The organism is Flavobacterium sp. LM4 (assembly GCF_002017935.1).
GTDB classification, from domain to species: Bacteria; Bacteroidota; Bacteroidia; order Flavobacteriales; family Flavobacteriaceae; genus Flavobacterium; species Flavobacterium chungangense.
The window spans coordinates 1,585,616-1,609,230 of sequence record NZ_MUFW01000001.1 but is presented as its reverse complement, the minus strand read 5'-3'; the positions used below and the strand labels follow the sequence as shown (position 1 = coordinate 1,609,230).

Here is a 23,615-nt window from a genome sequence, read left to right as displayed (position 1 = left end):
TTTATAGTACGATAAAAACCAATAATTTTTCGTCCCGGTATTCTTTACCGTTAATCATTCTAAAAACCTATTATGAAAATTCATAACATCTCTGAAAATAATAGTGTTCTAAATCACTTTTTAGGACAAATCAGAAACATAAATATTCAGAACGACAGTATGCGTTTTCGACGAAATATAGAACGAATAGGCGAAATTATGGCCTATGAACTGAGTAAAAATCTTTCCTATAAAAATGTCGAAATACAAACCCCTCTTGGTATCAAAAAAACTACTGAAATTGAAAATGATTTAGTCTTATGTTCTATTTTGAGAGCCGGACTACCACTTCATAATGGTTTTTTAAATTATTTTGACCATGCTGAAAATAGCTTTGTTTCTGCTTCCAGATATCATCCTAATAATGATGCTGAATTTGAAATTTTAGTCGAATATCAGGCACTCTCAAACTTAAACGATAAAACTGTCCTGCTTCTTGATCCAATGCTGGCTACAGGTCAATCTATAGTCGCAGTTCATGAAAAATTAGTTCAAAATGCTGTTCCAAAAGAGATTCATATTGTAGTCGTTATTGCCGCTCCGGAAGGAGTTGCCTATCTTGAAAAAAAGCTTCCTGACAATTGTCATTTGTGGATTGCTGCCTTAGACGAAAAATTAAACGAGAAAAATTATATTGTTCCCGGACTTGGTGATGCCGGTGATCTTGCTTATGGAAATAAATTATAATTGAGAGAAAAAAGTAAACAAACTACAACAAATAAGTACATAAAACACAATTTCTTTATTTAGTTTTTGCTGCATATATTCAATATGGCTCGAGGCCATAATAGTCAACGGCGTAATACTAAACAATAATAAATCATTGCTTTTGTCTGGTGAAAGAATGAAAACAAAGACAGCAATAAAAAAACAAGCTACCACTTTTTTGTATGAAGTATGTACAATTTGAGGTCTGTCTGATAAGGTTGTTAACATTGAAACTACAAAAAACAAAACTACTGCAACATAGATTGAGAATGCACCATTTTCATAATTATTTTTAAAATACTCAATCCTTAAATCGAAAACTGCCCTATCCTGAATAAATTTTATGGCATCAAAATTAAACATTAAGGATGTCGTTAAAAATAATAACGCAACTCCTATAAGAGCAATAAAAGGTAAAATCCAATTTCTGTAATCCCGGGATACATGAAAAATTATCGATATAAAAACCAATACCAGGAAAAGAACACACCAAAATTGAAATAACGAAGCCACTAAAATCCAAAAAGAAGCATCAAATATTTTTTCTTTTGAAGCCTTAAGCGATTGTAAAGAAATTAATCTTCGAAGTGCCAGCAAAATAAAAAAGTTAGCATATAATACATTTGGATTATTAAATATTGTTGGAAAAAACAATAAAAATAACAAATAGAAAAGTATAGCGTAACCATTGTCTTTACTGAGTCCGTTCTTTTTTACGATAAAATTTATCAGAAAAAAAGAAGCTAAAATAAAGCACAATAAACTTATTTTTTGAAACGCCAAAAAATAAGAACTCATCCATAATGGTCCCTGAATTTGAAACATAAAAAAGAAAACCAGTATCAAAATTACGACCAAAGAATAATTTAATGGCGTAGATTTTTTAAAAACACTTGTTATCATAAGGATATTTTATACTTTTGTGACTGTAAATATAATACTTGTTTAAAAAGGAAAACCAACAAGTTGAAAAAGATTCTTTTTGAATTTTGATTCAATGCGTTAAAAACAATAATAACATATAATTTTATAAATTATGACAGCTTTTTTCGAAGGAATTCAATACTTATTCGTTAACATTTTGTTTGCTCCTCTTGACTTTTTACGTCGTTTGGAATTAATTACATGGTTTGGTGCAAACACTATCAACTGGATTTTCATGATCATCTGTTCATGCGCAATCGTTTATTGGATTAAACAATTACGTATTTTTGATGATGCCGGAACAGAAAACCAAGATACAACAGCTCATTCATTTTTAAAATAAAAACCAAACCCTTTAATTAAAAAGGGCTTGTTGAATATTTTTAAAGTAAATCGAAGCCAATATCTTTTCTAAAATACATCTTATCAAAGCTTAGTTTATCTATGTTTTGGTAAGATTTTTTTATGGCCTCCTGGAAATTATCTCCGTATGATGTTACTGCAATTACACGTCCTCCATTAGTAACGACATTTTCGCCATCTAATTTTGTTCCTGCATGAAAAACTATCGAATCTGTAATATTTTCTAAACCTGTAATCACTTTTCCTTTTTCGAAATCTTCAGGATATCCTCCAGATACTAACATGACAGTAGTAGCGCTTCTTGGATCAACTTCTAAATTAAAATCTCCTAATTTTTGATCTGCAACAGACAAGAACAATTCAACTAAATCAGATTTTAATCTTGGCACTACAACTTCAGTTTCAGGATCACCCATTCTTACGTTGTATTCAATAACGATTGGTTCGTTTTTCACGTTGATTAAACCAATAAATACAAAACCTTTGTATTCGATTCCGTCTTTTTGGAAACCTTCGATGGTTGGTTTAACGATACGAGTTTCAATTTTTTCCATCAAAACAGCATCCACATAAGGAACGGGAGAAACGGCTCCCATTCCACCAGTGTTTAAACCTGTATCTCCTTCTCCAATTCTTTTGTAATCTTTTGCTGTTGGAAGAATTTTATAGTTTTTACCATCCGTTAAAACGAAACAGCTTAATTCGATTCCATCCAAAAATTCTTCTATAACTACTTTTGAACTTGCTGTACCAAATTTTGCATGAACCAGCATGTTACGCAATTCTGTTTTAGCTTCTTCAAGATCCTGAATAATCAGAACTCCTTTTCCTGCTGCTAATCCGTCTGCTTTTAAAACGTATGGTGGCTGCAAAGTTTCTAAAAAATCACATCCTTTTTCAACTGTTTCAGCAGTAAAACTGTCATAAGCTGCAGTTGGAATGTTGTGTTTCATCAGGAATTCTTTTGCAAATTCCTTGCTTCCTTCTAATTGCGCCCCCAATTGAGATGGTCCAATAACCGGAATATTTTTTAAACTTTCGTCATTTTTGAAATAGTCGTAAATACCTTTTACCAACGGATCTTCAGGTCCTACAACTACTAAACTTATATTTTCTTTAAGTACAAGTGCTTTTACTGCTTCAAAATCTGTGGCAGATATTGCTACATTTTCAGCAATTGCAGCTGTTCCTGCATTTCCAGGTACTACAAAAAGTTTTTCGCAAAGCGGGCTCTGAGTCATTTTCCATGCAAATGCATGCTCTCTTCCGCCTGACCCCAATAGTAAAATTGTCATGGTGTTGTTGTATTTAGTTGTGGTGCAAAAATACTTGCTTTTGTACGTAAAAAATAATTAAATCTTTAAAAAGTTGTTCGTTCCGCACTGTTAGTAAATCCTAAACATTATTTTTGATGAAAATATGCTGAAAAAATGATTCGCCTTTTTGATATTTCGCTTCAATTAAATGGTTTTCCAATAAAGAAAGCTAAAACCGAATTGGATAAAATTGTTCATTTTTCTGAAGAAGAATTTGCTTCGTTTCTTGAAAATAAAAAAGTAGAAATTGTTGATTTTCATCTCAAAAACAACTCTTTTTACAAAGAATTAGCCGGAAATACAATTGCTGAAAATTGGAAAAACCTTCCTGTTTTAAACAAACAAAATTTACAAAAACCTCTTGAAGAAAGACTTTCAAAAGGGTATTCTAAAAAAAACATTTACCTCAACAAAACTTCCGGATCGAGCGGAACTCCTTTTGTTTTTGCTAAAGATAAATATTCGCATGCTTTGACCTGGGCTTCGAATATGATGCGTTTTGGTTGGTTCGGAATTGATTTTAATCATTCCTATCAGGCGAGGTTTTATGGTATTCCAATGGATTTGATTGGTTATCAAAAAGAGCGTTTCAAGGATTTTTTGACGCACCGTTTTCGTTTCCCGGTTTTTGATTTATCTGATGCAGTTCTGGAAAAATTTCTGCAGAAATTCAAAACCAAAAAATTCGATTACCTCAACGGATACACTAGCTCTATCGTTTTATTTGCTAAATATCTGGAACAGAAAAATATGGTTTTAAACGAAATTTGTCCAACTCTGAAAGCTTGTTTTGTTACTTCAGAAATGCTTTTTGAATCGGATAAAAAACTTCTCGAAAGACAATTCGGCATTCCAATTATCAGTGAATATGGTGCTTCTGAACTGGATTTGATTGCTTTTGAAAATCCTCAGGGAGAATGGCAGGTAAATGCTGAAACTTTATTTGTCGAAATTTTAGATGAAAATAATAATCCTGTTCCACATGGAACAGAAGGCAAAATTGTGATTACTTCACTCTTCAATAAAGCAACTCCTTTCATAAGATATGAAATTGGCGATATTGGAATTCTCGATGAAAAGAGCACCCCTCAAAAACCAATTCTAAAAAAGCTTATTGGAAGAACCAATGATGTTGCCATTTTGCCAAGTGGTAAAAAATCCCCGGGATTGACATTTTATTATGTAACCAAAAGCATTATCGAAGATGATGGAAATGTAAAAGAATTTATCATCAAACAAACCAAATTAGATACTTTTGAAATTGAATATGTTTCTGAAAAAGAATTAGTTTCAGAACAAATCGATAAAATAAAACAAGCAATTGATTTATATCTCGAACCCAATCTAAACTTCACTTTCACTAGAAAAATAGTTTTAGAAAGAACCAATCGAGGCAAACTAAAGCAATTCAAATCTTTTTTATAACATAAATAAAATCTTACATTTGTTTTTAATTTAAAAACTTATGGCTGATCAATCTTTACTCTCTGAAGAAACAATTTCTAATAAAATATACTTCATTCGCGGACAAAAGATAATGCTAGATCGTTATCTGGCTTTACTTTACGGCATTGAAACAAAACGACTAAAAGAGCAAGTCAAAAGGAATCGAAACCGTTTTCCTGAAGATTTTATGTTTGAGCTTACCAAAAAAGAATTTGAAAATTGGAGGTCGCAATTTGCGACCTCCAATTCTGAGAAGATGGGCTTACGATATGCTCCAATGGTATTCACAGAACATGGTATAATTAATGCTTTCAAGTGTTTTAAATAGCGACAAAGCAATCCAAACCAATATTCAAATTATGAGGATTTTCACGAAAGTGAGACAAATGCTTTTGGATACGACAGAAATAAAAGTTGATATTCTTCAGATTCAGAAGAAGTTGGAGAATCATGATAAAAATATTGAATTAGTATTTTCGTATCTGGATGAACTAACTGAGAAAAAAGAAAATGAAGGAGAAAGAGTAAAAATTGGATATAAAAAGTAATTGTTTAAGGTTATAAATGTGAACTTAAAAACTAAATCTTCTTTATATATCGGCGTTTTACAATCAACTGCGTATATAAAAACCTTATAATCAGTAAAATAGCAAACACAAAATTATATCCATGGAATTGGCTGTAAACCCCAAAGTTATGTTTGATTAATTTGAATTTTGAAGAGGAAACAGAATCCTTTCTAATTCTATAAAAAGCAAGAGATTCCGGGATAGGTTTTGCCGTTTTTATTTGTTTTAAAATCGTAAGCCATATTCTCCAATCTTGCCTTTTTTGGGACGTTTCCAAAATAATTTTGCCAAAATAATCTGCATCGTAAATGGCTGTTAAATTGCCAACATAATTGCAGAAAAACAACTGTTTGTAAGTTAATGGATTTGGTGATTCAACTCTTCTGTTTAAATTATTTCCTTCTTCGTCAATTGAATCGTAAAAACTAAAAGTAAAATGCAGATTATTCCTTTTTAAAAAATGTATTTGCTTTTCTAATTTCTCAGGAAACCATAAATCATCGGCATCTAAGTAGGCAATATATTTTCCTATTGCTTTTTCTAAAGCGGCGTTTCGGGCAAAACCATTTCCACGATTTTCAGGTAATTTAAAGAGTTTTATTCGGCTGTCTTTTTTAGCAAATTCTTCAATTATCGAAATTGTGTGATCAGTTGATGCATCATCGGCCAGAATCATTTCCCAGTTTTGATAACTTTGATTCAGTACAGACTGCAGCGTTTCCCGAATATATTTTTCGGCATTATATGTGGGTGTTATGATAGAAACTAACTCACTCATCAATATGCTTTTTCATCACCTTTAATGATATGGTAAACCGTAGTTACAATAATTTTCAAGTCTAATAAAATGGACCAGTTTTCGATGTAAAAAATATCGTATTTTACCCTGTTTATAATATCATAATCAGATTCGATTTCTCCACGAAAACCTTTTACTTGCGCTAAACCAGTAATTCCGGGTTTTATAAAATGGCGCACCATAAATTTATCTACTTTAAGTATATATTCCTGATTATAGCTTACCATGTGCGGTCTTGGTCCGACTACTGACATATCTCCTCTTAAAACATTAAAAAACTGTGGTAACTCATCAATACTGGTCTTTCGAATAAACTTTCCAATTTTAGTAACTCTGGGATCGTTTTTAGAAACCTGATTTGTATAGGTTTCATTGGTTATTTCCATTGATCGAAATTTATAACAATTGAATTCATTGTTATTGAGTCCGTTACGCCTTTGTCTGAGTAAAATTGGTCCCTTAGATTCCAGTTTAATTAAAACTCCTAAAATTGGAAGAATCCATGAAAGAACACCCAAAATAATTACTATTGAAAAAGTAACATCGAAAGTTCGTTTCATTATTTTATACAAATTTTCATCTAGTCGAATACTCCTAAGTGCAATTACAGGAATATAATCATAATATTGTAAGATGAAATTTCTAAAAAATATTTGATTCCCATCAGGAATAAACTTTAATGTCTTCAAATTACTGTCAGCAAAATCAATAAGTGCATTCATCTGATCCTGAGATAATCCAATAATGGAACAATACATTTCGTCCATATTTTTATTCATCACGAATTCAAACATTTCTTCAATATGCTCATCTTTTACTTCTTCAAATTCAAAAACATGAATCAGTTCATATCCATAATCAGGATTCTCGGTAAAAAAATATTTTAAAGGCGAAATACTTGCTTTATTACCTAACAACACAACTCTCCTGTGATTTCCGCCAAAAACAACGCGATAAGTCTGCAGGAAATAATAGATTGAAAACTTAATAAATAAGATAAGAATAAATATAAACCATAAATAAAACAACAACGTTCTAAAACTGGTTTGCTTAGCATAAAAGAAGGCAAGCGCAAAAACGACAAAACCAAATAAGCAGGCTTGTTTTAAAGCACAATTTAAAATTGCAATTACTTTTGTATAACGATAAACTTCGTAAAAACCTAAATCAGAAGCAATACCAATCCAACCGACATTTAATACGATTAAAAATAAAATTTGATTTTCAGGAAAATGTGCGATATAAACCGCAAAAAAATTGATAATAAGCAAATCAATCAAATAGGAGAATGGCCGAATATAGCCTGAATATTTTCCTGTTTTTGTCCGCATTTATTTTATATAATTTGAAAAATCTTTATGCTCTTCTTTTGAAAGTTCTTCTTTTGAAAGTGATTTAAAATAATCATACGTAATTTTCATTCCTTCTGCGCGGTTTACTTTGGCTTCCCATCCTAATAATTCTTTTGCTTTTGTAGTGTCCGGCTGGCGTTGCAGAGGGTCATTAATAGGTAATGGATGGTAAACTACTTTTTGGTTTGTCCCGGTAAGTTTTATAATTTCTTCAGCAAAATCCTTAATAGTTATTTCATCCGGATTCCCAATATTAACCGGATATACATAATCTGAATGCAATAATCTGTATATTCCTTCAACCTGATCGTCTACATAACAAAACGAACGGGTTTGCATACCATCTCCAAAAATCGTTAAATCTTCTCCACGAAGTGCCTGACCAATAAAAGCCGGAATTACGCGGCCATCATTAAGACGCATTCTTGGTCCGTAAGTATTAAAAATACGAACGATTCTGGTTTCAACACCATGAAAAGTGTGGTAAGCCATTGTTATGGATTCCTGAAAACGTTTTGCTTCATCATAAACTCCGCGAGGCCCAATCGTATTTACATTTCCATAATATTCTTCAGTTTGCGGATGGACTAAAGGGTCTCCATATACTTCAGAAGTAGAGGCAATTAAAATTCTTGCTTTTTTTACACGGGCCAAACCTAATAAATTATGAGTTCCTAATGATCCTACCTTTAAGGTTTGAATTGGAATTTTTAAATAATCAATTGGGCTTGCAGGCGAAGCAAAATGCAAAATATAGTCTAATTCGCCCGGAATATGAACAAATTTGGTAATGTCGTGATGGTAAAACTCAAAATGTTCTAACTTAAACAGATGTTCAATATTTTTAAGATCTCCTGTAATCAGGTTATCCATTCCAATAACATAATAGCCTTCTTTGATAAACCGATCACACAAATGTGATCCTAAAAATCCTGCAGCACCTGTAATAAGTATTCTTTTCATATTGATTTGTTTCGAAAAGCAAATTTACTTTTTTCAATTTTATAAAAATAAATTTAGCATTTATCTTTTTTCTATTATTGACTAAACTTTTGAATGTTGATTATTTATTATTAAAAATTTGTTCCAGTATTTTAATTGTAATTAAATAAGTTGGCTTTACCCCTGTGGTTCCTAAACCTCCTGAGGCCAGAGTACTTCCGGTTTCTAGGGGATTATCAGAAGCATAATAGGCATATCGAACCTTAATATCATGTGGCACACTTTTTCTGATTTTTGAAGCCGACTGTATGGCTTTTTGGTAATAAGAACCTTCCATTTCAAGGCCAATTACACCCCATGTCGATTCATGAAAGAATTTTAATAATTCCCTGTTTTGCAAAGAAGTCCCTAAAACGGTAACCATTGCGCCTTCAAAAACGGCAATATCATTTCCTTCAAACATGGCACCTGTTAATTCATTTTCGAAGAAATAATTATCGGCCGTCCCTTCATTTATATGCGCTGAAGGAATCATGATGTCTCCTTTTCCTCCTTCCAGGATTCCTGCCTTGCCCATTATCGAAACTGATTTTACATTCAATAACGTTTCTTTTTTATACGGTTTCAAAAGCTCGTCAATTGTTTCATAAGCCTGTTCGCCAAATGCATAATCCATTACAATAATAACGGGTTTTTCTTCATCGAATTTCGTTTTTGGAAAAGCTGTTTTGGCCCAGTCAATTTTGGCTGTATCAAAAATCTGAACATCGATATTGGTTCCTGAAGTGTCAGGCAACGAAATCATTCCGTTTTTTATAGCCAGTTCTTCTACAATAGCCCTGGTTTCCTTAGCTGCAGATTTGCTCAACTCTTCATAAATAAAGAAATCAGATTTGTCCTTGAATTTTGGTTTCAGCAATGGTGTAGCAAAAATGGAATTCATTACACTGTGCATATTGGCGCTTATAATGTGAATTGGTCTCTTTAAAAGATCGTTTGCCTTTAAAACCTCTTTAATATTTGTTGCCCAGATTTCGCCGTGAATGTGATGTCCTAGCCGTTCTCTTAAAACAGGGCTAAAAGTAATCGTTCTTTTGTTATTGTCGATCATTTCTTCAATGGCTAATTTTCCAAGCCAATAAATTACATGAAGGAAACGATCCGGTGCATTTTCTGACCCGAAAGCGTCATAAATATCTAAAACTTCTTCGAATGTTCTGGCTAAAATATTGGCCACATGCGATATTGCTTTTTCCCTTTCTACCAGAGGCAGTTTTTTGGTTTGCATTACAGCTTGTTCCAATTTTAACCAGTCACGCGAAACTTCGCCACCGTCATCTAATAAAACCCTGTTTTTAATTTTATGAGATTCGATGAAAATAAAAGTCAAATGCGTTAAAATATCATAAATATCAGAGCGGCCTCGTGTGATTTCAACATTCATTTGTTCCTCATCAATACGGTAGCAATTTCTTCTTCTTTTTGGAGGAACAATGGGCTGAAAATGTGATTTTGAATATCCTTCATCTGAAGTTAAATTGATAAAACGGCATTGCTCGATTCCTATCGGAAGACGTTCTATAACATATAAAAGCCCATTTAGTTCAACTTTTTCTTCACCAATATTTCCATAAATTTCAGGGCGTAAAGCCAATAATGATTCCCGCAGACTATCGCCTGAGACACCCATTGGCTTATAAAAACCACGATTGAATAAATGGCGCATTGTAATGTACATTTTTTCGATCGCTGCAGATGATTCCTGCGCTCTTGATCTTGATATATGTTTAGTTTCTTTCATGTGTTTTTATTTTTAAAATCCTCTTTAAAAAAAGATTATCCAGGAACATAATGTAAGGAAAGTTATGAATTATCTATTTAATTCATTCAAAATAGTTTTTATCAAATTGTTAGAAGAACTGTTTCTCTATTTCAAATTATCCGCTATATCCCTATTATTTGATAACCTTGGCAATTTATTCTGTCCGCCTAATTTTCCCTGCGATTTCATGTATTCCTGAAATCCATTTTTAGAAACTTTGGTTATAACTACTTTCTGCAAAACATTTCCTGTAATTAAATCATCGTAATAAATGTTTTGTTTTCGCATCGAATCGTCAATTGCTTCTGCAAAAGATAGTATATTTTCCGGTTCATTTTCAAATTCTATAAGCCACTCGTGATAAGGCAATCCCTTTGATGGATTAATTTGTGGTGCTACTGTAAATTCGTTAATGACAATTTTGGTTCCTGCTGTCGCTTCTTTCATCGCATTTTCGACTTCGTTTGCAATAACATGTTCTCCAAAAGCAGAAATATAATGCTTGATTCTGCCCGAGACAATTACGCGATGCGGAAATAAAGTCGTAAATTTAACGGTATCGCCAATATTATAACGCCACAGCCCTGCATTTGTAGAAATAATCAAAACATAATTTACATCTATTTCTACTTCGCCAACAGTATAACTTTTTGGGTTTTCTTCAAAAAATTCATCAGCTTTTATAAACTCATAGAAAATTCCGGAGTTAAGTAACAAGAGCATTCCTTTTTCTTTTTGAGAATCCTGATAGGCAAAAAATCCTTCAGAAGCAGGAAATAGCTCAATACTGTCTACTTTTCTGCCAATCATATTTTCAAATTTAGCCCGATAAGGCTCATAATTTACTCCTCCGTAAATAAACAGGTTAAAGTTCTTAAATATATCACCTATTTTCTTTCCACCGCTTTTTTGTTGTAATCGCTCAAAATACATTTGTACCCATGATGGAATTCCGGAAATTACAGACATATCTTCTTTTATTGTTTCATCAACAATAGCATCAACTTTGCTTTCCCAGTCTTCAATGCAGTTGGTTTCCCATGATGGCATTCTGTTTTTCTGCAGGTATTTCGGTACAAAATGAGCAACAATTCCTGAAAGTCTTCCAAAATTTATTCCGTGCTTTTCAGTCAAAATTGGACTTCCCTGTAAAAAGATCATTTTACCATCAACAAAATCGGCATTTCCTGTTTCGTTGATATAATGCAAAATAGCATTACGTGCCGCATTGATGTGATAAGGCATTGATTCCCTGGTTAGCGGAATATATTTGGCTCCGGATGTTGTTCCGGAAGTTTTGGCAAAATAAATAGGTTTTCCCTTCCACAGAATATTTTCCTTGCCTAATTTTACTTTTTCGATATACGATTTTAAATCTTCATAATCCCGAATTGGAACGTTCTTTTGAAAATCTGTAATTGTTTTTATAGTATCAAAATGATGATCTTTTCCAAATTCGGTTGCTTTGGCCTTCTCAATCAAAATTTTAAAAACTTTCAGCTGAGTTTCAACCGGTTTATTAGACCATACTTTTGTTTGATTGTATATTTTTCGTGCAAATATTTTTGCTGCTATAGATTTAATTGACATTTTGTGTGTATTATTTCTTTTTGTTTGCTTTGCTACCGCCTGACTCCTTCTCTATTTTGGAAACTTCTTCCCTAAGTTTAATTTCTTCTTCAGAAGCCTTCATATTAGTTATCTGTATTTCAGATTCAGCTAAAATAGAGTCTTTGTTGAACTTTGCATATTCTAATTCACCTGTCAATACTTTTTGAATCGATTTGATATAGGCTTCATTTTTCTTTAATGAAGTTGTTAATGAATCAGACTTTATAGCTAATTCTAAAGCATTTTTTTTTAACTGTGTTGACGAATATCCGGGTATAAATTCACGCAAAGGGGTAAATGCAATGATAAAAGTAGTAATGAGAATTAAGAATATTCCGCCTAAAGAAAAAACAACAAAAACATTCATTAAAGTAAGTCTGAACGAAAAGATTTCTTCAAATGTATTTTCATTCAAAATTACCAATCGGTTTTTTACGAACAATTTTTTTCTGAAGTTCTTTTTTTTCTTGGTCATTGCGGATGTTTATACTCGCAAATATAACAATTATTACATTTGGTGGTATGTGTCAAATTTGATACAATACTTCTTATTTTTTTATTTTATAAAATATTTAACGCTCTTCAAAATAAACATTTTAGTCTAAAAACTATTCTGATACGTATATTCTATATACATTTGCAGCAAAAATTTATAAATTGCTTCGGCACTAATTTTACTATTATGGGAAGATTTGGCGTTACAGAAATCCTTATTATATTGGCAGTTGTTTTATTACTTTTTGGAGGTAAAAAAATTCCGGAATTAATGAAAGGACTAGGAAGCGGAATTAAAGAATTTAAAAACGCAGCCAAAGATGATCAACCTACTGCTAAAAAAGAAGAAGAAGTTAAATAAAACTCTGTAAAGAGTGTTTTGAATCCCAACTGAAATCATAATGGTTTTAGTTGGGATTTTTTATGTCCAATTTTTAAATTATTTACATTCAAAAGCTTGCATTCTTGAAGGATTTTTCCTGAAAATAAAAATTTGCAAACGAAAATAATTAGTAATTAATTCAAGTTGCTAGTTATAAAATATAAAAAGTAAGCATCAAAAGTGAGAAATTTGGTTTACGACAACTAAAGACTCACAGATATGATGCTTACAAAAGACAAAATTATTTCAATTTTTTGTTTAATGGATGATATTTTACAAGGAATTGAGCACAAAGACGATATTAGAAGACAAGTAAGTGACAGTGAAATAATAATAACAGCCATAGTTTCCTCGACAAGTTTTTATGGTAATCATTGTTCTGCAATTCAATTTATGAAGCAATATGGGTATATCCCTAATATGCTTGAGAAAAGCAGATTCAATAGACGGCTTCATAAAGTAGGCAATCTTCTTTATGAATTATTTGAAATTATAAGTTCTTATTTTAAAGACTTTTGTTGCGAAATGCATTATATAATTGATTCTTTTCCAGTAGCGGTATGCCATAATATGAGAATTTCAAAATGCAAAATTCTTAAAGATAAAAAGTGGAGAGGTTACACGGCAAGTATGCGCAATTATTTTTACGGTGTCAAAGTACAATTAGTAACAACAAAATCAGGTATTCCAATAGCATTTCATTTTACACCAGGAAAAACAGCTGATGTAAAATCATTAGGAAGAATGATTGATAAATTACCTGCCGAAACTTCAATATATGGCGATAGTGCTTATTTAGATTATAGTTTAGAAGATAAAGCTTTGGAACGAAAAGCAATTTTATTGAAAATTCAAAGAAAGTCGAATTCTAAAAGAAATGATACTTTAGAACAAAAAAGGGAAAAATTAAAAATGAGAAAAAGAGTAGAAACAACAATTAGCGATATCAAAAAACTTTTCCCAAGAACAATACACGCGGTGACACTGCAAGGGTTTATTATAAAGCTTACACTCTTTGTATTCGCACTACAATTAAACAAATCAATTAACTAGCAACTTGAATTAATTATGATTTCGGGTTTTTTTATTTATATAAAAAATCTTACTTTTATCGTCCCTAAATTTATATAAATATGAAAAACCTATTTTTATTGGTGAGTTTTTTTCTATGTGTAGAAAATTATTCACAAGCAACAAAACCTTTTCCTGCCAATATTACTTTTAATAATGGCTTAATGGCAACGACAAAAGATAGCCAGGATGCCAAAGCCAATTATGATACCTGGAAATCCAACTTTACGGAGTCCTGTACGAATGGAAGATACAGGGTAAAATTTAATTCCTCAGAAACCGTTTCAGAAGGAATTGCCTATGGAATGCTGCTTAGTGTTTACAAAGGCGATAAAGATCTTTTTGACGGTCTCTGGCTGTACTATAAAGATAATGTTAATGCCAATGGAGTAATGAATTGGAAAATCAATGGATGTTCAGGAATCAATGGTGCCAACGGTGCTACAGATGCCGAATTAGACGCTGCATTTGCATTAATCGTTGCCGATTATCAATGGGGAAGCATCGGAACAATAAATTATAAAAATGATGCTAAAACTTTAATTACTGCCATCAAAACGCATGAAATTGAAGCCAACACTTTTGTGCTAAAACCTGGAGATGCTTTTGGCGGAAGTTCAATTACCAATCCTTCCTATTTTTCTCCTGCTTATTACAGAGCTTTTGGTTCTTTTACGAATGATACCGCTTTTTGGAATGCTGTTGCTTCCAAAGCTTATACGATAATCAACAATAATTTAACTCTAAATAACGCAGTTGGCGGATTAGTATCTGACTGGTGTGATGGTTCCGGAAATTATTCAGCAGAAGCACAATCAAAAGGATATGTAAATGCCGGTAAAACCTATAACTATGACGCATGTAGAACGCCTTGGAGAATTGCTGTTGATTATTTATGGTATGGAACTCCGGATGCTAAAACGTATTCTAAAAAATCCTCAGATTTTGTTAGAATAACTCTTGGTGGAACGGCAAATATCAAAGATGGTTACAATCAAAATGGAACGCTAATTGGACAATGGCACAACGCTCCTTTTGTGGGTGCTTTTGCTTGTGCAGCAATGGCTGGAGAAAATCAAGGCCATTTAGATGCTTCTTATGCTGATTTAAAAAGTACAAACGAGCCAGGCAACTACTTTAATCACACAATGAAAACATTGTATTCGTTTTTATTAACCGGTAATTTTTATTTGCCTCCGAGCGCAACTTTATCCAATAATGATTTTGATATTGAAGAATCTACAGTTTCGCTTTACCCAAATCCGAGTGCAGATAAATTTACTGTTCTGGCGCCTGAAAATTCATTGATTACAGTTTTCACTCCGCAGGGAAACCTTATTTCAGAACAAAAAACAACTTCTGAAAATACTGATATTAATTTAGCTAACCAATCCTCTGGTTTGTATCTGATAAAAATTACAAACGGTGCTAAAAGTATCACCAAAAAAGTCATCATAAAATAACTTATAAACTAAAAACTCCCAAACTACATTGTAATTTGGGAGTTTTTTTATTGTTAAGATTCTTACTTACACTTATTTCTTTCAAAAATACGAATCAGCTGCTCTAGTGCTGTTTTAGTTTTAAAATCTTCTTTTTCAATAGCAGCAATGAGTTTTGGACATCCTGCAAACGCCTCTTTAGACATTTTTTTGATATTTGAACCGGTTTCCGTATGAACAGCGATGCCGGCATTTGATTTTAAAAACCCAAAATACAATTCATCGCTTTTTTTCTTACCAAAAAAATAGGTAGTATCTCCTGACTGACCTGAAGTTTTACCTTTTACAGCATTATATTGCATCGTTCCTGCAAAATCAACACATCCAATTTTGATATCTCTGTCATAGAGAATATAAAACCATTTTTTCTCTTTTGATTTAGAAAACTTTCCGGAAAATGCACCTGCAGAGGTTAAATAGAATCTTTCGGCTAAAAACTCATTCTCACCATCTGTATATTCTATTTTTTTGATAACATCACTTGCAATTTTTTCCTTTTTTGCTTTTTCATCTGTTTTGAAAATTACTTTAGAATCGCCATTTTCGACCATTTCGGCCAAACCTGCTTTTTTAGTTCCGTCTTCCATATACAAAACTGCCTGAATAAATTTAGCGTGACCAATAGTCGAGAACAAAACTGCGATTACAATTAAGATAATTTTTTTCATGATTTGGGGATTTAATGATTTCTTACAAATATATAGTATTGGGAAGAATATTTTTTAAAAAGAAAACTCCAAAAACTGTGATTGTAATTTGACGTTTTTATTTAATAATCTAGTTTAAAAAATTTGCAGGGAAATCTTTATATATTTGATGAAATTTATATTTATGAAAAAACTTTACTCTTTTTAATTTTATTTTTACAGTTTTTAATAGCTTTTTCACAAAATATTGGAGACATAATATTGCCATTGGGTATAAGTCCAGGTTTTAATGCAACCGGTACTGTTTATAAAAGTATTATTCAATCTGATGGGAAAATACTTGTTGGGGGCTACTTTTCAACTTATTTAGGCCTTAAACAAAATTTTTTGATTCGTTTAAACTCAGACGGAAGTAAAGATGAATCATTTGAAATAGGAACCGGACCTAATAATTCGATTTTAACTATAGCTCTTCAAAACGATGGAAAAATAATTATCGGTGGTGCGTTTACTTCTTATCAGGGATTTGAATGCAATCGTTTAGCTCGTTTGAATACGGACGGAAGTAAAGATAATTCTTTTGATGTTGGAACTGGATTTGATAATATTGTAAGATCTGTAGTTATTCAGACAGATGGTAAAATTCTTGTCGGAGGTAATTTTAATTCTTACCAGGATAAAAGTCAGAGAAAAATAATTCGGTTAAATAGTGATGGAACCAATGATGACACATTTAATATTGAAACAGGATTTAATGGTAACGTTAATTCAATTATTTTGCAAAATGATAGTAAAATAATTGTGGGAGGAAGCTTTACTCAATATAAAAATTTAACTTCAAATAGTCTTATTCGGTTAAATGATAATGGAAATTATGATACTTCTTTTGTTACAGGAACAGGATTTAACGGGAGTGTTCAATCCATAGCAATACAGACAGATGGAAAAATAGTTGTTGGTGGAAGTTTTACCGTCTATCAAAGAAATACCTACAATCGTTTAATCCGTCTGGATACTAAGGGAAATGTTTCTAGTGGCAGCTTTAATAACGCTTCTGGATTTGATGGTACTGTATATACGGTAGCCATTCAAAATGATGGAAAAATATTGGCTGGGGGAGATTTTTCAAAAAAAATTCGTCGTTTTAATACTAACTTAACTATTGACAATTCTTTTAATATTGGTGAAGGCTTTTCTTCTGAGAAACTTCCTAATATTGTTTATGGATGTACCGTATATTCGATTACAATACAAGCCAATGAAAAAATTCTTGTAAGTGGTCTTTATACCAGCTATAATGCATTTACTCAAAATAGTTTTACTTGTCTGAATCCGGATGGTAATCGAAATACAGATTTTGGAATAAAGATAGGATTCAATGATAACATATATGCTATAACCAAACAGGATGATGGAAAAATTCTTGTAGGAGGAGAATTTACATCCTATAATGGAATTGCTCAAAAATATTTAATTCGATTAAATCCTGATGGTACTAAAGATGAATCTTTTAATATTGGTACCGGATTTGACAATAGTGTTAACACAATAGTACTACAAACGGATGGAAAAATTCTTGTAACAGGGAAGTTTACTGAATATCAGGGAATAGAAGGTTTTTGGTATATCATTCGTTTAAATTCAGATGGTAGTATTGATAATTCCTTTAAGTATTCATCTAAATTGGGTATTATTAATAGTGTAGTATTACAGCCTGATGGAAAAATAATTTTTGGAAGAGGTTTTGAACAAAATTCTTCAGATTTTTATTTGGTTCGTTTAAATACAGACGGTTCTCGCGATACTTCTTTTAAAACAAAATTTGATGTATATCTCTACACAATTGGCATCAAATCTATCGTTTTACAACCAGACGGAAAAATACTTGCCGGCGGAGACTTTTACGCCTTTAATGGAAAAAACCAAAAGTATTTAATTCGTTTAAATAGCGATGGTAGCAAAGATGATTCCTTTAATATAGGAACCGGATTTGATAGTCAGATTTTATCTTTAGTTTTGCAAAATGACGGAAAAATAATTGTGGGAGGTGAGTTTACAAATTATCAGGGAGTCTCTCAAAGAAATTTAATTCGTTTAAATAGCGATGGTAGCAAAGATAATTCTTTCGATATTGGAACAGGATTTAGCTATGATGCCAGTACTACACCAAGTGGAGTTATTACTACATCAATAAAACCCAATGGAAAAATTCTTGTAGGAGGTACTTTTTAATTCTTATCAGCAAAACAATCAAAATAGTCTTATTTGCTTAAATTCTGATGGGTCCAAAGATGATTCCTTTGATATTGGAACAGGGTTAAATTACGCTGTCAATGCTATACTTCAGCAAGATAATGGAGAACTTCTGGTAGGGGGCAATTTTACTACTTATAAAAAAGATCATAGATCTGCTCATTTAATTGGCATAAAAGGAAATGAAGTTACCTTATCTAACGAAGATTTCATTCAAGAAAACAAACAATTTTCTTTATCGCCAAATCCAACCAAGAGTATATTAAACATAAACTCCTTAAACGAAACAAATAATTATTCTGTAAAAATTTATAATTTAATAGGAAGGTTAATTTATACCAACGAAAATGTAAATTCATCAATAGATGTAAGTTCATTTACTCCTGGTTTGTATTTGATTAAAATTAAAACAGAAACCGGAGAAACTTCTCAAAAATTCATAAAATTATAATTTCCACATTTTATAAAAACAAAACTCCCAAACTACATTGTAATTTGGGAGTTTTTTTATGTGAAAATTTTAAGAATTTTAAAATTGGAATTTCTATAATATCATCGTCAGCTGAATCCTCTTTCTATCCTCATCAACCTCAGTAACTTTAACATCAACATGCTGGTGAAGTTTAACCACCTCATTTACATCACTAACAAAACCTACTTTCAATTGCGAAATATGAACCAGTCCGCTTTCTTTTATTCCGATATCTACAAAACAGCCAAAATTGGTAATGTTCTTCACATTTCATGGTTTAAATCTTTATCTGTTTTTTTAATTATACTTCATTTTAAAAAAAAATGATATAATATCAAAAATATTTTTAACTTTATTAAAAATATATTTAACTTTGTTAAAATGAAACTACCTGTTAATTGCCCAAGTTGCGAAAATGCTTTACGAGTAAGCATGATGAAATGCGATCAGTGTCAAACCGAAGTAAGTGGTACTTATGATTTGCCACTGTATTTAAAATTAAGCAGAGAGGATCAAGATTTTATTCTGGAATTTTTTCTTTCAAGTGGAAGTATCAAAGAAATGGCTAAACAAGCAGGAAACTCTTATCCTACTATGCGGAATAAAATGGATGACCTCATTGAAAAAATTAAAAAATTAAAATCATAACCATGAATTGGAAATTTCTATTAAATCCGTTTTCAAAATTTTCAGAGAAACAATTGTTTATTACTGGTGTTTTGTATTTCATTATCAACTTCTTTACTTGCTTTTTTACAAAAATCCAAATGGATAGCCTCTTTCATTTTACTGAAAATGAAAACCTAAGCCTAACCTCTGCCTTTTTGTTGGTTACTATTAGTAATGTTTCTGCCATCATTTTTCTTTTTTTATTGGCGCTCATAATTAATAAAAAAACACGATTTATTGATATTACAAATACCGTTTTAATTTCGCAAGCACCTAACTTTCTTATCTTACTATGTATAAAAATTACTAGCATGAATAGTTTGGCTAAAAATCTAAAAACAAATGCCGAAGCAGCGAATACTTTAAAAATAAATCCTCTAGAGTTATTACCATTGGTCTTTTGCATGTTGATACTACTCGCCATTATTATTTACGGTTTTGTTTTGATTTATAACGGTTTTAAAACAGCTACTAACTTTAAAAAATGGCAGCACATTGCCTTATTTATAGTATTATTATACTTTTTTATACTTTTTCATCAGGTTTATATTCAAAATTTGAATCTTTGATATAACCTCTAAAAATCAAAATTCTATTCTTATTAACATCCCTTTCAAATTTAAATAATTTGTAAAAGGCTAACAATCTATTGTCTAAAATAAAAAATTGAAAACCATGAAAACAAAAATTTTAACCCTAATGCTATTAAGCATTCAATTTATTTTCGCTCAAGAAATAACAGGCTCGTGGCAAGGCGAATTAGACGTTCAAGGAATGAAACTTCCATTGATTATTCATATCAAAAAAGATGGTAATAAACTCATTTCAAGTCTAGAAAGTCCAAAACAAGGCGCTACTAATATTCCAATTTCTACGATAAGCTTTATTGAAAATCAACTCTTATTTGATGCTGCTTCTCTAGGTCTTAGCTATTCAGGAAAATATAGTAATGAAACAATTGATGGTATTTTTAAACAAGGTGGTATGGAGATGCCTTTGATTTTTACAAAACTAAAGAATGGTGAAACTGTAAAGAAAATAAATAGGCCTCAAACTCCTAAAGCACCTTTTAATTATGTTACCGAAGAGATAAGTTTTGTAAACCCAACTGATAAAAATACGTTGGCAGGAACAATCTCTGAACCGAAAAATTTTGATAAAAAAAGACCCATTTTAGTCATGATAACAGGTTCTGGTAGGCAAAATCGTGATGAAGAGCTTTTTGGACACAAACCTTTTGCTGTTATTGCTGATGATTTTGCCAAAAAGGGAATTGCAACTCTTAGAATGGATGACCGCGGGGTAGGTGGCTCTTCACAAGGTAGCAAAAGTGAAACGACCTATAATTATGCTACCGATATTAGTGCTGCTGTAGACTTCTTGATAAAAAAAGGCTATCAAAACATTGGATTAATAGGACATAGCGAAGGTGGAATGATTGCTCCAATAGTGGCATCATTGAATAAAAAGGTATCTTTTATGGTTTTAATGGCTGGTCCTGGAACACCTATCGATGAATTGTTAGCTAAACAAATTTATTTATCATCGAAATTAACCGGTATGAAGGAAGAAAATTTGGAAAAAGAACTACAATCAAACCAAAAAACATTTGCCTTTATAAAAAATTACGCTGGAAATGATTACGAAAAAGATTTAAAAATTTTTCTAACCAAAGAAGGGGAAGAAATAAACGAAGACAATATGAAACAGTTGAAAAATACTTGGTTTAGATACTTTATAAGTTTTAATCCAGATAAGTATGTATCACAAATAAAAATACCTGTGCTAGCAATCAATGGAAGTTTAGATTTTCAAGTTCCCGCAAAAGATAACTTAGCCGCAATTGAAAAATCATTAAAAAAAGCCAAAAATAAAAATTTTGAAACTTATGAATTCGAAGGAATGAATCACCTGTTTCAAGAATGTAAAACTGGTGCACTCGCTGAATATGCCGAAATAGAACAAACTATCTCTCCTAAAGTGCTTGATAAAATGAGTACTTGGATTCTAGATAAATAGAATAAAAAGCCCCGATTTTTTTTTCGGGGCTTTTGTATTTATAGTACCATCGTCAACTGGATTCTCTTTCTATCCTCATCAACTTCTGTCACTTTTACATCAACATGTTGGTGAAGCTTAACAACTTCGTTTACATCGCTTACAAAGCCGGCTTTTAGTTGAGAAATGTGAACCAATCCGCTTTCCTTGATTCCGATATCAACAAAACAACCAAAATTGGTAATGTTATTCACAATTCCAGGTAAAATCATTCCGGTTCTCAAGTCTTTAATCGATTTTACATTCGCATCAAATTCAAAAACCTTAGCCGATTTTCTAGGGTCTAATCCAGGTTTTTCAAGCTCTTTAATGATATCTTTTAAGGTTAATAACCCAATTTCAGGAGTAATATAGTTTTCAGCCTTAATTAGGGCTGTTTTTTCTTTGTTTGCAATTAAGTCATTTACCGAAAGTTTCAAATCTTTCGCCATTTTTTCTACAACAAGATAAGCTTCAGGATGCACTGCCGAATTGTCCAATGGATTTTTTGCATTCGAAATTCTGATAAATGCTGCACCTTGCTGATACGCCTTATCTCCTAAACGAGGCACTTTTTTTAGCTGTTTTCTGTCTTCAAAAGGCCCGTTTTCAGAACGGTATTGTACAATGTTTTCAGCAAGCTTCTCTCCTATTCCACTCACATAACTTAGCAAATGTTTACTGGCAGTGTTGATATTGATTCCAACTGAATTCACACATCTTATTACTGTATTATCAAGCTCTTCTTTTAATTTCGTCTGGTCCACATCATGCTGGTACTGCCCTACTCCAATTGCTTTTGGGTCGATTTTTACCAACTCTGCCAAAGGATCTGAAAGTCGTCTTCCGATAGAAACAGAACCACGAACCGTAACATCATAATTAGGAAATTCTTCTCTCGCAATTTTTGATGCTGAGTAAACCGAAGCCCCAGCTTCTGAAACTATAAAAACCTGCAGTGGTTTGTCAAACGCGATTTTTTTGATAAAGAACTCTGTTTCTCTCGAAGCCGTTCCATTTCCAATAGAAATTGCATCAATATGATAGGCATTTACCATAGAACGGATTTTTTTGATCGCCATTGCTTCCTCATTTTGAGGCGCGTGCGGATAAATGGTTTCGTTATACAATAAATCGCCTTTCTCGTCCAGACAAACTACTTTACAACCGCTTCTGAATCCTGGGTCAATCGCCAAAATTCTTTTTTCTCCCAACGGCGGAGCCAATAACAACTGACCTAAATTGTTAGCAAAAACCTGAATAGAATTTGCATCTGCCTTTGCTTTTGCTTCCTGCAAAGTTTCATTTCCAATAGCCGGATTCAATAAACGTTTGTAACTATCTTCAATTGCCAGTTGTAAATGAGCCGTAGTACTATTTTGTTTTTTAATGATGATTTCATCAATAATATCGTAGGCTTCATCCAGATCAACATCAATTTTCATCTTTACAAAACCTTCATTTTCTGCACGAAGCATAGCTAATAAACGGTGTGAAGGAGCTTTTGTCAAAGGCTCTTCCCAATCAAAATACTGACTGAATTTTTGTGCGCCCTCTTCCTCTGCTTTCTTTTTAACGACTTTAGTAGCAATGGTTGCTTTTCGCTGAAACAATCTTCGCAGCTGCTTACGTACATAAATATTTTCATTGATCCATTCGGCTACAATATCTCTCGCGCCTTGCATCGCAGCTTCTTCATTAATTACATTTTCATTAATATATTGCGTTGAAATAAAATCAACATCGACATTACTTTCTGAGATAATGATTTTTGCCAAAGGTTCCAAACCGAATTCGCGGGCCACATCGGCTTTTGTTTTTTTCTTCTTTTTGTACGGAAGGTAAAAATCTTCTATCTCCTGCAAATCAAAACTATCTTCAATCTTTTTCTTTAATTCCGGCGTAAGGGCCTTTTGTTCTTCGATAGATTTTAAAACCGCTTCTTTACGTTTTATAAGTGTTTCGTATTCTTTTTGAAGCTTTGCAATCTGTTCAATTACAACTTCATCCAGATTTCCGGTTGTATCTTTTCGGTAACGGGAAATAAACGGAATCGTGCAATCTTCTTCTAATAATTGAACGGTTTTTTGAATGTTAATTGCTGCTGTCTGAACAGATTTCGCAATGAATTGAATATTAGTCATACTTTTAATGAAATATATTTCTTAATTACAAAATGATAGAATCTGCCAATTA

Annotated in this window: 23 protein-coding genes and 1 pseudogene; 13 read left to right on the top strand and 11 right to left on the bottom strand. The window is 32.1% G+C overall.

Annotated features, from left to right (window positions below):
• Positions 1 to 72 precede the first annotated feature (72 nt).
• The gene (gene upp, locus BXU10_RS07200; RefSeq protein WP_031453860.1) at positions 73 to 726 is read left to right on the top strand and encodes a uracil phosphoribosyltransferase; all 654 of its coding nucleotides are present in this window, start codon (positions 73 to 75) and stop codon (positions 724 to 726) included.
• Here the strand turns inward: upp and BXU10_RS07195 are convergent.
• Positions 721 to 1,650, bottom strand: a complete 930-nt coding sequence (locus BXU10_RS07195) for a DUF6427 family protein (protein WP_078226758.1) — start codon at positions 1,648 to 1,650, stop codon at positions 721 to 723. The genes upp and BXU10_RS07195 overlap by 6 nt on opposite strands.
• A 133-nt stretch (positions 1,651 to 1,783) precedes the next feature.
• On the opposite strand from BXU10_RS07195, the gene BXU10_RS07190 reads away from it, so the two are divergent.
• Positions 1,784 to 2,014, top strand: coding sequence for a hypothetical protein (locus BXU10_RS07190; protein ID WP_031453858.1), 231 nt, complete (start codon positions 1,784 to 1,786; stop codon positions 2,012 to 2,014).
• A 40-nt stretch (positions 2,015 to 2,054) separates the two neighbouring features.
• On the opposite strand, the gene purD is transcribed toward BXU10_RS07190, so the two are convergent.
• Positions 2,055 to 3,329, bottom strand: a complete 1,275-nt coding sequence (purD, locus tag BXU10_RS07185; RefSeq protein ID WP_078226757.1) for a phosphoribosylamine--glycine ligase — start codon at positions 3,327 to 3,329, stop codon at positions 2,055 to 2,057.
• A 135-nt stretch (positions 3,330 to 3,464) separates the two neighbouring features.
• On the opposite strand from purD, the gene BXU10_RS07180 reads away from it, so the two are divergent.
• Genes BXU10_RS07180 through BXU10_RS25195 form a run of 3 tightly spaced genes read left to right on the top strand, consistent with a single transcriptional unit; the run spans position 3,465 to position 5,344 of the window.
• On the top strand, positions 3,465 to 4,775 hold the full coding sequence (locus BXU10_RS07180; RefSeq protein WP_078226756.1) for a phenylacetate--CoA ligase family protein: 1,311 nt from the start codon (positions 3,465 to 3,467) through the stop codon (positions 4,773 to 4,775).
• A gap of 40 nt (positions 4,776 to 4,815) precedes the next feature.
• Positions 4,816 to 5,124 (top strand): ORF6N domain-containing protein, encoded by a 309-nt coding sequence (locus BXU10_RS25200; RefSeq protein ID WP_223255407.1) that lies wholly within the window; start codon positions 4,816 to 4,818, stop codon positions 5,122 to 5,124.
• A 31-nt stretch (positions 5,125 to 5,155) separates the two neighbouring features.
• A complete protein-coding gene (locus BXU10_RS25195; RefSeq protein ID WP_223255406.1) occupies positions 5,156 to 5,344 on the top strand; it encodes a hypothetical protein in 189 nt (62 codons plus the stop codon).
• Positions 5,345 to 5,375: 31 nt separating this feature from the next.
• Here BXU10_RS25195 and BXU10_RS07170 read toward each other — a convergent pair whose 3' ends face one another.
• The 6 genes from BXU10_RS07170 to BXU10_RS07145 all read right to left on the bottom strand — a co-directional run bounded on the left by BXU10_RS07170 (position 5,376) and on the right by BXU10_RS07145 (position 12,366).
• Positions 5,376 to 6,143 carry a glycosyltransferase family 2 protein gene (locus BXU10_RS07170; protein ID WP_078226755.1) on the bottom strand — a complete coding sequence of 256 codons (768 nt, stop codon included), beginning with the start codon at positions 6,141 to 6,143 and terminating at the stop codon, positions 5,376 to 5,378.
• The gene (locus BXU10_RS07165) at positions 6,143 to 7,495 is read right to left on the bottom strand and encodes an exopolysaccharide biosynthesis polyprenyl glycosylphosphotransferase (protein WP_078226754.1); all 1,353 of its coding nucleotides are present in this window, start codon (positions 7,493 to 7,495) and stop codon (positions 6,143 to 6,145) included. The genes BXU10_RS07170 and BXU10_RS07165 overlap by 1 nt, the downstream gene beginning before the upstream one ends.
• The gene (locus tag BXU10_RS07160) at positions 7,496 to 8,479 is read right to left on the bottom strand and encodes a UDP-glucuronic acid decarboxylase family protein (protein ID WP_031453853.1); all 984 of its coding nucleotides are present in this window, start codon (positions 8,477 to 8,479) and stop codon (positions 7,496 to 7,498) included.
• Positions 8,480 to 8,579: 100 nt separating this feature from the next.
• Positions 8,580 to 10,259 (bottom strand): hypothetical protein, encoded by a 1,680-nt coding sequence (locus BXU10_RS07155; RefSeq protein WP_078226753.1) that lies wholly within the window; start codon positions 10,257 to 10,259, stop codon positions 8,580 to 8,582.
• Positions 10,260 to 10,385: 126 nt separating this feature from the next.
• The gene (locus BXU10_RS07150; RefSeq protein ID WP_078226752.1) at positions 10,386 to 11,870 is read right to left on the bottom strand and encodes a GH3 auxin-responsive promoter family protein; all 1,485 of its coding nucleotides are present in this window, start codon (positions 11,868 to 11,870) and stop codon (positions 10,386 to 10,388) included.
• A gap of 10 nt (positions 11,871 to 11,880) precedes the next feature.
• Positions 11,881 to 12,366, bottom strand: a complete 486-nt coding sequence (locus BXU10_RS07145) for a peptidase (RefSeq protein ID WP_078226751.1) — start codon at positions 12,364 to 12,366, stop codon at positions 11,881 to 11,883.
• Between the two features lie 207 nt (positions 12,367 to 12,573).
• On the opposite strand from BXU10_RS07145, the gene tatA reads away from it, so the two are divergent.
• From tatA to BXU10_RS07130, 3 genes are all read left to right on the top strand, one after another.
• Positions 12,574 to 12,747, top strand: a complete 174-nt coding sequence (gene tatA, locus BXU10_RS07140; protein ID WP_078226750.1) for a twin-arginine translocase TatA/TatE family subunit — start codon at positions 12,574 to 12,576, stop codon at positions 12,745 to 12,747.
• 282 nt (positions 12,748 to 13,029) lie between these two features.
• Entirely contained in the window at positions 13,030 to 13,821 is a 792-nt protein-coding gene (locus BXU10_RS07135; protein WP_223255405.1) for an IS982 family transposase, read from the top strand.
• A gap of 80 nt (positions 13,822 to 13,901) precedes the next feature.
• Positions 13,902 to 15,302: a glycosyl hydrolase family 8 gene (locus BXU10_RS07130; RefSeq protein ID WP_078226749.1), complete on the top strand. Its 1,401-nt coding sequence runs from the start codon at positions 13,902 to 13,904 to the stop codon at positions 15,300 to 15,302.
• Between the two features lie 62 nt (positions 15,303 to 15,364).
• Here the strand turns inward: BXU10_RS07130 and BXU10_RS07125 are convergent, their stop codons facing one another.
• Complete coding sequence (locus tag BXU10_RS07125; RefSeq protein ID WP_078226748.1) at positions 15,365 to 16,009, bottom strand: hypothetical protein; 645 nt, start codon at positions 16,007 to 16,009, stop codon at positions 15,365 to 15,367.
• Between the two features lie 123 nt (positions 16,010 to 16,132).
• Between BXU10_RS07125 and BXU10_RS07120 the strand changes: the two genes are divergently transcribed.
• Positions 16,133 to 18,220: a hypothetical protein gene (locus BXU10_RS07120; protein WP_078226747.1), complete on the top strand. Its 2,088-nt coding sequence runs from the start codon at positions 16,133 to 16,135 to the stop codon at positions 18,218 to 18,220.
• A 73-nt stretch (positions 18,221 to 18,293) separates the two neighbouring features.
• Positions 18,294 to 18,692, top strand: coding sequence for a T9SS type A sorting domain-containing protein (locus tag BXU10_RS25730; RefSeq protein WP_369803402.1), 399 nt, complete (start codon positions 18,294 to 18,296; stop codon positions 18,690 to 18,692).
• Between the two features lie 93 nt (positions 18,693 to 18,785).
• Here the strand turns inward: BXU10_RS25730 and BXU10_RS07110 are convergent.
• Positions 18,786 to 18,980 (bottom strand): annotated as a pseudogene (locus BXU10_RS07110) (S1 RNA-binding domain-containing protein); the annotation flags it as partial.
• A 114-nt stretch (positions 18,981 to 19,094) separates the two neighbouring features.
• Here BXU10_RS07110 and BXU10_RS07105 point away from each other — a divergent pair.
• The 3 genes from BXU10_RS07105 to BXU10_RS07095 all read left to right on the top strand — a co-directional run bounded on the left by BXU10_RS07105 (position 19,095) and on the right by BXU10_RS07095 (position 21,401).
• Entirely contained in the window at positions 19,095 to 19,361 is a 267-nt protein-coding gene (locus BXU10_RS07105) for a DUF2089 family protein (RefSeq protein ID WP_078226746.1), read from the top strand.
• A gap of 2 nt (positions 19,362 to 19,363) precedes the next feature.
• Positions 19,364 to 19,951, top strand: a complete 588-nt coding sequence (locus BXU10_RS24780) for a YIP1 family protein (RefSeq protein WP_123921963.1) — start codon at positions 19,364 to 19,366, stop codon at positions 19,949 to 19,951.
• Between the two features lie 106 nt (positions 19,952 to 20,057).
• Positions 20,058 to 21,401, top strand: a complete 1,344-nt coding sequence (locus BXU10_RS07095; protein WP_123921962.1) for a S9 family peptidase — start codon at positions 20,058 to 20,060, stop codon at positions 21,399 to 21,401.
• Positions 21,402 to 21,439: 38 nt separating this feature from the next.
• Here the strand turns inward: BXU10_RS07095 and BXU10_RS07090 are convergent, their stop codons facing one another.
• Positions 21,440 to 23,563, bottom strand: a complete 2,124-nt coding sequence (locus BXU10_RS07090) for a Tex family protein (RefSeq protein WP_078226743.1) — start codon at positions 23,561 to 23,563, stop codon at positions 21,440 to 21,442.
• Between the last annotated feature and the right edge of the window lie 52 nt (positions 23,564 to 23,615).